The organism is Acinetobacter sp. NigerLNRRAM0016 (genome assembly GCF_054112845.1).
This window is the reverse complement of sequence record NZ_JBSYVT010000151.1, coordinates 1-269: the sequence shown is the minus strand read 5'-3', so window position 1 is coordinate 269 and position 269 is coordinate 1. Positions and strand designations below refer to the sequence as shown.

At 48.7% G+C, this 269-nt stretch carries 1 protein-coding gene; it reads right to left on the bottom strand.

Features of this window, described 5'->3' with window-relative positions; translation table 11 throughout:
- Positions 1–172 (bottom strand): thiolase family protein (locus ACWQ4X_RS19935; protein ID WP_457904697.1); only part of this gene is annotated, 172 nt, incomplete at its 3' end.
- Between the last annotated feature and the right edge of the window lie 97 nt (positions 173–269).

The following is a 269-nucleotide window of genomic DNA, read 5'->3' as shown; positions in this document are numbered from 1 at the left end:
TGGCACAGCCGTAGATCACATCATCCACCTGTTTCCAGTCCACACTGGGATTACGTTGCATCAGGGCTTGAATTGGGAGTGCACCCAAGTCATCGGCACGGACTGGGGCTAAACCACCCGCATAACGACCAAATGGGGTACGGATGGCATCGATGATATACGCGTCTTTCATGTTTAATCTTGTCCTTTGGAATGGGACTCTGCTGATAGATAAACTGTATCTAGTCACGATGGAGTCTTACCATGTTCAGTTAAATGCCAGTAGCTCG